This window comes from Nitrincola lacisaponensis, assembly GCF_000691225.1.
GTDB classification, from domain to species: Bacteria; Pseudomonadota; Gammaproteobacteria; order Pseudomonadales; family Balneatricaceae; genus Nitrincola; species Nitrincola lacisaponensis.
Map to the genome: position 1 here is coordinate 1 of NZ_JMSZ01000028.1, position 12,124 is coordinate 12,124.

The 12,124-nt window shown below is 50.4% G+C and carries 13 protein-coding genes; all 13 read right to left on the reverse strand.

Features of this window, described 5'->3' with window-relative positions; all coding sequences use genetic code 11:
* Positions 1–193: 193 nt before the first annotated feature.
* The 13 genes from murI to ADINL_RS09255 all read right to left on the reverse strand — a co-directional run bounded on the left by murI (position 194) and on the right by ADINL_RS09255 (position 12,107).
* A complete protein-coding gene (gene murI / locus ADINL_RS09195; RefSeq protein ID WP_036546881.1) occupies positions 194–1,030 on the reverse strand; it encodes a glutamate racemase in 837 nt (278 codons plus the stop codon).
* A gap of 13 nt (positions 1,031–1,043) precedes the next feature.
* The gene (gene der / locus ADINL_RS09200; protein WP_036546884.1) at positions 1,044–2,483 is read right to left on the reverse strand and encodes a ribosome biogenesis GTPase Der; all 1,440 of its coding nucleotides are present in this window, start codon (positions 2,481–2,483) and stop codon (positions 1,044–1,046) included.
* Positions 2,484–2,546: 63 nt separating this feature from the next.
* The gene (gene bamB / locus ADINL_RS09205) at positions 2,547–3,695 is read right to left on the reverse strand and encodes an outer membrane protein assembly factor BamB (protein WP_051632691.1); all 1,149 of its coding nucleotides are present in this window, start codon (positions 3,693–3,695) and stop codon (positions 2,547–2,549) included.
* Positions 3,695–4,351, reverse strand: a complete 657-nt coding sequence (locus ADINL_RS09210) for a YfgM family protein (RefSeq protein ID WP_036546888.1) — start codon at positions 4,349–4,351, stop codon at positions 3,695–3,697. The genes bamB and ADINL_RS09210 overlap by 1 nt, the downstream gene beginning before the upstream one ends.
* A gap of 6 nt (positions 4,352–4,357) precedes the next feature.
* On the reverse strand, positions 4,358–5,617 hold the full coding sequence (gene hisS / locus ADINL_RS09215; protein ID WP_204368227.1) for a histidine--tRNA ligase: 1,260 nt from the start codon (positions 5,615–5,617) through the stop codon (positions 4,358–4,360).
* Between the two features lie 59 nt (positions 5,618–5,676).
* A complete protein-coding gene (locus ADINL_RS09220; RefSeq protein WP_036546892.1) occupies positions 5,677–6,546 on the reverse strand; it encodes a RodZ domain-containing protein in 870 nt (289 codons plus the stop codon).
* Complete coding sequence (pilW, locus tag ADINL_RS09225; protein ID WP_036546894.1) at positions 6,543–7,310, reverse strand: type IV pilus biogenesis/stability protein PilW; 768 nt, start codon at positions 7,308–7,310, stop codon at positions 6,543–6,545. Before pilW ends, ADINL_RS09220 begins: the two co-directional genes overlap by 4 nt.
* Positions 7,311–8,456 (reverse strand): dual-specificity RNA methyltransferase RlmN, encoded by a 1,146-nt coding sequence (rlmN, locus tag ADINL_RS09230; protein ID WP_036546897.1) that lies wholly within the window; start codon positions 8,454–8,456, stop codon positions 7,311–7,313.
* Between the two features lie 69 nt (positions 8,457–8,525).
* On the reverse strand, positions 8,526–8,933 hold the full coding sequence (ndk, locus tag ADINL_RS09235) for a nucleoside-diphosphate kinase (RefSeq protein ID WP_036546900.1): 408 nt from the start codon (positions 8,931–8,933) through the stop codon (positions 8,526–8,528).
* A 102-nt stretch (positions 8,934–9,035) separates the two neighbouring features.
* Positions 9,036–9,461 (reverse strand): DUF2802 domain-containing protein, encoded by a 426-nt coding sequence (locus ADINL_RS09240; protein ID WP_036546903.1) that lies wholly within the window; start codon positions 9,459–9,461, stop codon positions 9,036–9,038.
* Complete coding sequence (locus tag ADINL_RS09245; protein WP_036546906.1) at positions 9,461–10,102, reverse strand: chemotaxis protein CheW; 642 nt, start codon at positions 10,100–10,102, stop codon at positions 9,461–9,463. Before ADINL_RS09245 ends, ADINL_RS09240 begins: the two co-directional genes overlap by 1 nt.
* On the reverse strand, positions 10,095–10,883 hold the full coding sequence (locus ADINL_RS09250) for a ParA family protein (RefSeq protein ID WP_036546908.1): 789 nt from the start codon (positions 10,881–10,883) through the stop codon (positions 10,095–10,097). Before ADINL_RS09250 ends, ADINL_RS09245 begins: the two co-directional genes overlap by 8 nt.
* A gap of 27 nt (positions 10,884–10,910) precedes the next feature.
* Positions 10,911–12,107, reverse strand: a complete 1,197-nt coding sequence (locus ADINL_RS09255; RefSeq protein ID WP_036546911.1) for a protein-glutamate methylesterase/protein-glutamine glutaminase — start codon at positions 12,105–12,107, stop codon at positions 10,911–10,913.
* Positions 12,108–12,124 lie beyond the last annotated feature (17 nt).

Consider the following 12,124-nt stretch of genomic DNA (forward strand, 5'->3'; position numbering starts at 1 on the left):
TCTCGATTAAGCTTTAATGCCTAACCTGAACAAGCGCCCACACGCATTACCTGATTAACTTGTTAAAGAGCGGCTTGAGATCTCAGTGAAGCCCGATGTGCTGGGCTGTTGTCTCAAGCGAGGTGCGTATAGTACAGAGCCACTTTCACTGCGTCAACACCCTTTTTAAATCTTTTTTACATTCGGATTCAGATCAACCAAAGTGCTGAATGTCGATGAGCTCAACCTGATCAGCCTCAACCGATTCAGTGTAGAAATGCTTCGCAACTCGTGCAAATCGAGAAGGGCTGTCAGTTACCAAAAAGCGCACATGCCCCACTGCTGTCGAAGCATTCAACAAATTAGCAGCCGTTAATTGCTGCTGCAGCACACGCGCAGAGGTTTCTGCCGAATCCACTAAACGAACCTGATCACCTATTACGTTTGTAATAGCAGACTTCAATACCGGAAAATGAGTGCAACCCAGTACCAGGGTATCCAATACATCAGTGCCTGTATGATAGTGGTCAAACAAACCACTGAGTGAGCGCTTCACGATAGCTTCTACCAGCTCACCGTCATGCCACCCCTCTTCAGCCAGTGCGACAAACAGGGAACAGGGTGCTGATTTAACGTTTGCCTCAGGCATCAGCGACAGTATGGCCTTTTGGTACGCCTGATTATTTACAGTACTTTCAGTTGCAATCACACCCACATGCCCCGTTTGGGTCACATTGACTGCCGCTTGCGCACCCGGCTCTACAACACCGACAATCAGCAACTGTGGATAAGCGGCAATCAGGGACTCCAAAGCAACAGCCGACGCTGTATTACACGCGACCACCAATGCTTTAATGTCATAGCGTAACAGCGCTTTCAGTGCCTGTTCAGCATAACGGGTTATGGATAATGCACTTTTAGTACCGTAAGGAACACGTGCCGTATCGCCCAAATAAATTAAATGTTCATTTGGCAGCGCCTGGCGCACCGCATTCAGCACGGTCAACCCGCCTACACCCGAATCGAATAGACCGATAGGTCGTTCATTCATACTGGGCACTGACTTACTTCTTCCGGGCACGTTTAATAGAGCGTTTTTTAAGCTCTTTGATATGTTCCATATTACGCTGCTTTTTCATTTTCTGGCGTGCTGTCAGAATATTACGCTTGCCTGCGAAAGGATTGTCCCCGGTTTTGAATTCAAAACGGATCGGTGTACCGCGTATTTTCAAAACCTTGATAAAGCGATTTTCAAGATAGCGCTTATAAGAGTTAGGCAACGCATCTGTCTGATTACCATGCACAACAATAATCGGTGGATTAGACCCACCCTGATGCGCATAACGCAATTTAATGCGATGGTTATTGACACTTGGAGGCTGATGGTCAGCAACCACATCTTCAAGCAAACGCGTCAACTTGTTAGTTGACCATTTAGCCATGGCGGCATCATAGGCTTCATGCACAGAGCCATACAGATCACCCACTGCTGTACCATGCAAAGCCGAAATAAAATGCATACGCGCAAACTCGGCAAACTCCAGACGTCTGCGAATCTGCTCTCGCACTTTGTCTTTTTGCTCAGAAGTCATGCCGTCCCATTTATTCAGGGCAATAACCAATGCGCGCCCGGCATCCACCACAAAGCCCAGCAGATGAAGATCCTGCTCCGTTACACCTTCACGCGCATCGATAACCATGACGACAACGTTTGCATCACGAATCGCCTGCAGCGTTTTGACTATCGAAAATTTTTCTACCGCTTCTGTAATATGCTTGCGACGGCGAACACCTGCCGTATCGATGAGCGTGTATTTTTTTTCATCACGCTCATAGGGGATGTAGATACTGTCACGTGTAGTCCCGGCCTGATCAAAAACCACGACACGATCTTCGCCAAGCATGCGGTTAACCAGAGTAGACTTGCCCACATTGGGACGCCCCACAATAGCAATACGGATACTGCCATCTCTGCGCGGATCAGTTGTCTCTGCATCAGCATCTTCTTCAGGCCGGGCATAAGGTGCCAATACATCCTCCATAAGGGACAGCACACCACGCCCATGAGAAGCCGCAATAGGAATCGGATTACCTATACCCAGCCGATAAAAATCAGCCATCGCCACATCCGGATCGATACCATCAGTCTTGTTCACGACCAGATAGTGATGCTTGCCGCTGCGACGCAGATGATTGGCAATCATTTCATCCGCGGGGTTCAAACCTGCTCGCCCATCAACGATGAACAATACAATATCAGCCTCTTCCACTGCGATCAGAGACTGCTGCGCCATCGCATGATCGATACCGGTTTCATCACCCGTGATACCACCCGTATCAATAACAATGTAACTCTGCTCCTCCAGACGACCCTCACCATACTTTCGATCCCTGGTGAGCCCCGGCAAATCAGCTACCAGCGCATCACGTGAGCGCGTCAGTCGATTGAAGAGTGTAGATTTTCCAACATTGGGACGCCCAACGAGCGCAATAACCGGTAGCATAGTGTTTTCCAGAAAAGCGTCGAAGAGAGCAAAGGCAACTCTTCGACGCTGAAGTCAATCAGTTCAGTTAAGTGTAATCGCGACCAAACGGCCAGCATTGGATAATACGTAAAGTGTATTATCCCGTACCAGCATATCGCCTTGAAGCCCGGATGAATCAACTCGATGACGCGCAACAAATCGACCATTCACCTGAGACATGAAATGCAAATAACCCTCCTGGTCTCCCACGACAACACTGTTTCCAAGTACTGCAGGTGATGTCAGCTGACGATGCGTCATAGCTGTTTGAGACCAGACGCTGGCACTGCTGCCAGCATCATAGGCATGCACATGTCCTGTAGCATCGGCAACGTAAATATTGCCAAACCCTGATGCCAGGCTACGGTAGCTGGAAACATTTTGCGCCCAGACAGCCTGCGCATTAAACGGATTAATCGCCAGCAAGCGTCCTTGATAACCTACGACATAAAGCATGTTATCCACAATAATGGGACGACCATTGATATCGACGATTCGCTCAAGATCGGAACGACCTTCATCCAGCGCCACACGCTGATCCCAGATCAACTGCCCGTCACGATTATCCAAAGCGACCAGACGACCGTTAGACATCCCTGCAAAGGTAACATCAGCTGCCAACAGCGGCACACCTGTTCCTCTCAACGTCAGAGCTGGCACTTGCGCATCGAAAGACCAGCGGTGTTCACCTGTCATGCGATCCAGCGCAGTGACCCGGCCACTAATCTGCTGCAACACCACCAGCTCACGGTTAATCTGAACCTGAGCCGTCACCTCTGAGGCCACACGCTGACGCCAAAGCTCTTTACCATCATTGCCATTCAATGCAACCACTTCACCCGCACGCGTGGTCAGCAACACCTGACCAAAACCAGCACCGACACCGCCAACAACCGGCTCACGTAAACTGATACTCCATGCACGCGCACCCGTGTGACGATCAAACGCGGTTACAATACCTTGACTGTCTGCAGCATAAATACGATCACCGTCAATCGACGGAGCCATCTGATGAAAGCGGCGTCCTGGACCACTACCTACCGTAGCACTCCACTTGACAGATACACTGTTCTCAGCGGAAAAATCAACCAGCGGAGATGGCTGAATTTCTTCACTACCACCCCAGAAGCTACATCCGGCCAGCAAACCCGCCACACAAACAGCCATTAAAGGCCTGATCCAGCTGTTCATCACCCTGCCTCACTACCCAGCTCATCACGTTTCATTTGCAACACTGGACGTGTCGGAAGGTTTTCAGCTGCCGCCAAAGCCCGATCATACGCCTCCACCGCTGCACCCACATTGCCCTGGCGGTATGCCACATCACCCTGTAGCTCATAGTAAATGGCACTGAAGCTGCCTGGACTCAAACCACTCAATGCACTGGCCGCCTGATCAACCTGATCTGCCGCCAATAACACTCGCACACGGCGCAATCCTGCAAGGCGTTTCAGGTCATCTTCCTTGGCCTGCTCAATTACCCAGTCCAGCTCCGCCAACGCCTGGTCATAGTCTTGCAATTGAACAGCAACACGTGCCAATAACAGAGCTGCATATTGAGCATAGGTGCTTTTGGCATGATTTGCCTTAAGCTGATTTCCCAGATGCTGAATTGTTTCCACCTGAGGAGCAGGGTTTTCATCCAGCTCACTGACGACAGCTTCTACCATATTCTGATATAACCAGGATGCCTCAGTTGCCTGACGCTCGGTATAGGACTGCCACCCTTTCCATCCAAATACAGCTGACAGCGCGACAACCAAACCAATGATCAATGAGCGACCATTTTCTTTCCACCAGTTTTTTAACGCTTCAAGCTGCTCTTCTTCTGTGCGAAGTTCTGCCACGACTACTCACTCCTCAAAATATTCGGTTGCAGCCGTCAGCACGGCAGCGATCTGATCAAAAGGTACTAACTGCGGGTCTTGTGAATGCCGTAAAGGGCGCAATGCAACAACCTGCTGCTCCATTTCAGCGTCACCTATCAACAGCGCCACACAGGCACCACTGTTGACAGCTTTTTTCATTTTATTCTTGGCACTCCCGCCTGAGCAGTCCAACGTTACTCTCCAGGGAAGGACATCCCTGAGGGATTCAGCCAACAGCACTGCCTGGCGCCCAGCGGCATCTCCCTGAGCAGAGATAAACACATCAGTTGCTCGTTTCAGATGCTCGGGCAAACAGGCCTCAGCCTCCAGCAGCAAAATCAGTCGTTCAACCCCCGTGGCAAAACCAACAGCTGGCGTAGGACGACCGCCCAACTGTTCAACCAGACCATCGTAGCGTCCACCCGCACAGACGGTTCCTTGAGCACCGAGCTTGTCCGTCACCCATTCAAACACTGTGCGGCCATAGTAATCCAGGCCTCGTACCAGCCTTGGATTCACCTCATAGGCTATACCCGCAGCATCCAGATTACTCTTCAGCTGTTCGAAGTGAGCCAGGGATTCTGCATCCAGACAGGCATGAAAATCGGGAGCGCTATCCAACAACGCCTGTACTTGTGGATTTTTGCTGTCCAGAATCCGTAACGGATTCGTTGACAGGCGTCGCAGGCTGTCTTCATCCAGCTGGTCGCGATGCTCTGTCAAAAAAGCCACCAGACGATCACGGTATTGTGCACGCGCTTCTGAACTTCCCAGGGTATTCAATTGCAGTGTCACTGCATGACTGATACCCAAAGCTTTCCATAACCGCGCCGACAGCAGCAATAGCTCAGTATCGATATCAGGACCTGCCATACCAAACGTTTCAACCCCTATCTGGTGAAACTGTCGGTAACGACCTTTCTGTGGGCGCTCATAGCGGAACATCGGACCTGTATACCACAAACGCTGAACCTGATTAAAAATCAGACCATGTTCTTCACAGGCACGGACACAACTGGCCGTTCCTTCGGGCCGGAGTGTGAGACTTTCACCGTTACGGTCGTCGAAGGTATACATTTCCTTTTCAACGATATCAGTCACTTCACCGATTGAGCGGCAAAACAGCTCTGTTTGTTCAACAATAGGCGTTCGTATTTCACTGTACCCATAGCTGGATAGAACAGCACGAGTATTCTGCTCCAAATACTGCCACAGCGGTGTTTGCGCCGGCAGGATATCATTCATGCCACGAATGGCTTTTATCTTGGCCAAACCTTGTTACCTTAATATCCAAAGAGAATCTGTTATCGACTGAAAGGCAGTGTAAAGCGAGCAACATTACCGGATGTGAAGCTACTCAAATCAACCTGCTCACCATCAAAGCGCATTTCTGCCACTGCATCCCGACGACCGATGACCAGCGACAAGGGTGACTCGCCTGTTAAATGCAACTCAGTACCACCCTGCGCCACACCGGAATACAGCAGCGCTTCATTAACATCACGAACCTGTACCCAACAGTCATCACTAAAACGTACATAGAGGCCATCCGTTACGACGGAAACTTCCTGATCAACAGCACTGCTTTCAGGTTCGTCCAACGCGCCGCTCTCACCATTCGTATCTGGCACCTCTTCTTCCACTTCAGTATCCGAGTCTGCTTCAACCTGCACAGCAGGGACCTCGACAACAGGAGGATCAAATACATCAACAGAAGGTGCACGCTCTTCAACAACAGGCGCCTGCTCAACACTGACAGGGCTGCGACCATATTGCTCACGCGACCACCATACAATCACCGCAATGATGGCCAGCACAAACAGCCAGGAAAACAGCTTCATGAACGGAGAACGGGAAGGGTCCCGGTCCTGAACACTGGTTGTTGAGCGAATAGCAGCCGGCTTCAGATCAACGCCCGGCAAGCTGGCATAGAGGTTGGCATAATGCGTCGAGTCCAAACCAAGATGCTTGGCATAAGTACGGATGTAGCCACGTAAAAACACCGGGTTATGAAAACTCTGAGGGTTCGCTGATTCTATTGCATTCAGCACTTTTATCGGCAAATTGAGTTCGGCTGATACCTGCTCAAGACTCAAGTGCAGACGCTCTCGCTGCTGAGTAAATTCATGACCTGGAAAACGCAACGGCTGTGTATCCTGCTCGTCAGTACTCACTGCGCTGACTCCTTAAACAGTCTATACTCTTCGCTATCGGGATAAAGATTTCTTAACAACAATCCATAGGTAGCAGCCAAACCTGCATTTCGGTCTGCTCGCGCAATGCGCACACCGACCCACAAGCTATTTGCATCATGCTCAACCAGTCGAGCATCCACCTGTTCTCTGAACCGCCCAAACCAGCGCACAGCCTCAGCCGTATTACCCTGTTCCAGCAAAAGACTTGCCAAGGCAACCTGGGCATAGGGGCGGTCCCGCTGCAGATCCAATGCGCGTCGCAATGCGTGTTCAGCTACATCAAGGCGCCCCACCCTCAGGTAGCAACGCCCCATATTTTCAAACGCCTGAGCACGAGATGCGTAGAAAGGATCTTCAGTTGCTCGGGAAAATTCCTGACAGGCTTCCGGGTAGCGCTCCCGTGCATACAAAAAAGCGCCATAATTATTGTGAAAAATGGCGCTCATGGGTTCAAGCTCAATCGCACGCTTGAAGTAGCGTTCTGCAAGTTCAAATTCTCGTTCAGCCTGAAAAACCAGAGCTAATGCATTATGTGCCGGAGCATAGCGCTCACCGATAGCCAAAGCCCTCTGCAGAGAGTTCTTGGCATTGACTGTATCGCCTGCCTGCAAGTACTGGATTCCCAGTTGAGTATATGCTTGCTGAGCAGCCTCAGGTGACGTATCAGACTGAGTTGTTTCAGACAGCGCACAGCCATTCAGCAGCAACACTAGCAAAATAAAACTGATCAGCCTGTTCTTCACTCAGCCTTCCCCTGCTCGAGTTACGGTCTCATTAGTTGCATCAAGTTGTAGCACAGACAGGTATTTTTGACTACGTCTGGTACGATCGTCAACCTGTCCGACAAGCTGCCCACAAGCAGCATCAACATCATCGCCTCGGGTTTTTCGCACGGTAGTCACAATACCACCATTCACTATAATTTGCTTGAAACGCAAAATAGCATCTGCAGAGGGTTTGCGATAACCAGAATTCGGAAACGGATTAAAGGGAATCAGATTTAACTTACAGGGTAACTGCCGCAAGACCTTCAACAACTGACGAGCATGCTCTGGCTGATCATTCACACCCGCAAGCAGCGTATACTCAACTGTAATGACACGTTTATCGTTGAGATGGCGCAGGTAATTATTACAAGCAGCAATCAAGTCACTGAGTGGATAACGACGGTTAACAGGGACCAGCTGATCACGCAGTTCATCATTGGGTGCATGTATCGACACCGCCAGTGACACATCACTCAAGCCAGCCAAGCGGTCAATCGCCGGAACCACACCTGCTGTACTGATAGTGACACGACGTTTGGATAAACCATAGGCGTTATCATCCATCATCAGCTCAGTCGCAGCGACAACATTATCAAAGTTCAGCAACGGCTCGCCCATCCCCATGAAAACCACATTGGTCACACGGCGTTCATCTTTGGGATCGAAGGGACCGAAGGAACGAATCGCCACACGTAGCTGCGCAATAATCTCCGCCGTACTCAGGTTACGATTGAACCCCTGCTTGCCTGTCGAGCAAAAACTGCAATCCAGAGCACAGCCAACCTGTGAAGAAACACACAGTGTTTTACGACTACCTTCAGGAATGAGTACCATTTCGATACTGGAACCACCATCCATACGGATGACCCACTTACGGGTTCCATCGGTGGAGATTTTCTCCAGTACTACTTCAGGTTCACGAATATCAGCAACCTCTGCCAACTTCTGTCGCAGCACCTTGCTGATATTAGTCATTTCATCAAAACTGCTGGCTCCCTGCTGATGCAGCCACTTGAGAACCTGCGTAGCACGAAAACGCTTCTCACCAATGGATTCGAAAAAGTCTTCAAGTCCTTTTGGAGAGAGTCCTAGCAAGTTAATTTTATCTGGCTGTTCTAGCATGACCCGGTACCCGCAGTCTGGTTGGTAAAAGGCCGGACGAAAGTCCGGCCTGAGTCTGAGTGCCGCTAATCAAGCACCGAAAAAGTATGCGATTTCGCGTGCTGCAGAAGTCGTTGAATCAGAACCGTGTACAGCATTTGCATCAATCGAGGATGCGAAGTCACGACGAATCGTACCTTCGGCTGCTTCCTTGGGATTGGTAGCGCCCATCAGCTCACGATTCAGCAATACTGCGTTCTCACCTTCCAGTACTTGAACAACAACAGGACCCGAAGTCATGAAGGCAACCAGATCAGCAAAGAATGGACGCTCTTTATGCTCAGCATAGAAGCCTTCGGCCTCTTCTTTGCTCAGCTGTTTCATCTGCATAGCAACGACTTTCAAGCCTGCTTTTTCAAAACGGCTGACAATCTCGCCGATGACATTTTTAGCTACTGCATCGGGTTTAATAATGGAAAGAGTACGTTCAACTGACATGCAAAGTGTCCCCACATAAAACTAAGGTCGATAAAAGGCGATAATTATACGTGATCGGCAACAAAGAAAATAGACAGAAGGGATTCTTTAACGAACGGGGACCTAGTGCTTGTGAGTAAGCGATCGCTCATCCTGCAGTTCACGATGCAAGAGCGCCATCAACTCTGCTTCAGGACGACCAATACCACAGGAACGAACCAGATCATCTACACCCGCACCCATCTCCATCAACTTGGCTGCCTGGTTATAAGCCAGTACACCGGGGTCCCGATTCTCCAGTTCATGCTGCTTTTCGACAGCGATATCGAGCTTTTGTTCAACCGTTTTCAGCCGCTTGCCCATGCCAATTGAACTACCCGTCATACCCTGAATTTCATTTCGCAGCACATTAATCAGCACCTGATGGCGCTTTTCCTGTCGACGGATACGCACCCAGAGCAGCGCCGTCACCAAGACGGCTGCCAGCGACACTAACGCCAGCAACCCGACGGCTAACCACAAAAATGAAACACCAGGCGCTCCACCCATCAGATGATCATGACCTCAAACTCTTCCAATAACTGATCCGTATCCAGAACGGCACAACGCTGCTTTAGACTGGTACCGTACAACCAGGCACGACGATCCTTATCCTGATTCAGGTTAATATCCTGCAGTGACAAATCAACAGACTGAATGATCTGATTACAGGCCAACGCCCAACGCCGACCTTTCAAGATCAGCACATCGGTATAGGCCGCCTTGTCAACTGAGTAACTCTGAGGTATTACCCAGCGCCCCGTATCGATGACACTGACTGGAGTATCATCCGGACCGAAATGACCAATAATCCAGTCATGTCGCATCTCAATACTCATCGTCAGGCTGCTGATTTCCTGGGCACCATCCACATCACTGATGGGGATAGCGAGCTTAAGACCATGCACATCAACCAGAATGCAGCGCACCACAGGTGAATCAACCTGCTCCGAAGATCCAACCACTACTGGCTCTGGCTCTGGCTCAGAGTGTTGCGCCAGGTTACAAGAGTCAAGCACTTCAGCTACAGAATCTTCCGGTATTTCAAGCCGCTCCTGACGCTCAGACAAAGGTGCCTCAGACGTTTCAGCATCCGGATCGTGCAACAAGGCCTCAAGATATTCATATACAACTTTTTTCTGGTCAGCCATCAACTTGCACCTGCTTACGACGCTCCAACAACCCTCTTAACAGACGCGCATAGGCATGAACCCCGCGACTGCCGGCATCCAATGACGAAGGAACCAATCCCTTGATGCTGGCATTACGAAATTTGGTATCAACCGGAATTACTGCATTGGAAACCTGGTCGGCATAAAGTTTATGCAATTCCCGCAGACTACTGACAGAAGCCTGAGTTCGCCGATCATAAAACGTGGGGATTATCGTATAAGTCAGCTTGTTTTTGCGCGCACGATTGACCATTTCAATGGTCCTCACCATGCGCTCCAGCCCTTTCAATGCAAGGAACTCTGTCTGAACCGGAACCAACAGATGATCACAGGCAGCCAGTGCATTGACCATCAGCACACCCAATACCGGAGGACTGTCAATCAAGACATAGTCATAGTCTTCCCGGACAAAACGCAGCGATTTGGCAACCTGCAACCCCAGCCCTTCTTTGCCGACCGCCTTGCGTTCCAATGTAGCCAGCGCAGTTGAAGCAGGTACCAGACTGATACTCTCGTGGCTGGTCTCCAGAATCAGAGAACGAAATTTTGACGCAGTCACCTCTGACTGTTCAAACAGATCATACACACTGTGTTCTATCTCATCCGGATCGAATCGGAAATAGCTGGTCAAAGAACCATGCGGATCCAGATCCACAATCAAGACCCGATAGCCAACTTCAGCCAATAATCCCGCCAGAGATACGACCGTTGTGGTTTTTCCCACACCGCCCTTCTGATTCGCGACCGCCCATACCTGCATAGTTATCTTCCCGCTACACTGCTGGACTTAAGCATTCCTGCACTTTGCCAACAAACTGCCAATATCATCCAGATCCAATACTGCGTCCGTCAAACCTGCATTCACGACAGCCTGCGGCATACCGTATATCGTGCAAGTTTCTTTGCTTTGCGCCCACAGGGTGCCACCCGCCTGTTTTAACAGACGCGCACCATCACACCCGTCAGACCCCATGCCGGTCAGCATTATCGCCAACACCTTGGCTCCATAAGCCTTGGCAGCGGACGCATAGGTCACATCAACACTGGGCTTATAGGTCATTCTGTCATCACCGGGTAATATTTTCACACGATCCGTCTGCCGGGGATCCAGCATCATCTGCATTCCACCCGGGCACAACAAAGCCAGCCCGGGCTCTAACCGGTCACCATCGACTGCTTCCCGCACGCGGATACGCGCCTGCTGATTAAGACGTTCAGCAAACACCTTTGTAAAGGTACCTGGCATATGCTGAACCAATAAGATAGGACAAGGAAAATTTGCCGGCAGTGCTACTAGAACCTTCTGTAACGCAGCAGGGCCACCCGTCGAAGCACCAATCACAACCAACCGCGCATCCGGCACTCGAACCCGCGACAAAGGCTGCGTCGCAGCCCCTGAACGATCATCAGCAGGGCGTACCACACGCTCCTGAGCAACCGGTTCACGAACAGCTGGGCGAGCCGCCGAGGCTGCCGTAGGACGACCTGGTGACGTAGCTGGCTCAGGTCGAAATACCATACTGGTACTGGTTGTTGATGTTGCCGCAGAAGGCTCTCGACTGAAGGCTGGTGCACCACGATAGCGCCGGGATTTACCCAAGGCAACCACTCGTTCAATCAACTCCTGACGCAACACACTGGAGCGATCCATCCAGGCCCGGATATCTTTTGCAAGATAGTCTGCAGCACCTGCCTCAAGTGCCTCCAAGGTCACACGTGCACCTTCATGCGTCAATGAAGACAGCATCAGCACATTGGTTGGTGATTGACGCATAATCTGTCGAACCGCCTCAATTCCGTTGAGCTGAGGCATTTCAACATCCATGGTAATCAGATCAGGCTTTAACTCCTTGGCCTTGGCAACCGCCTCACGGCCATCCACAGCAGTGCCCACAATTTGTATTCGTGGATCACTGCTGAGGGCTTCCTGTATCCTGTTACGGAAAAAACTTGAATCATCAACCACTAAAACCCTAACGGTCATCAGACACAATTCCTTTT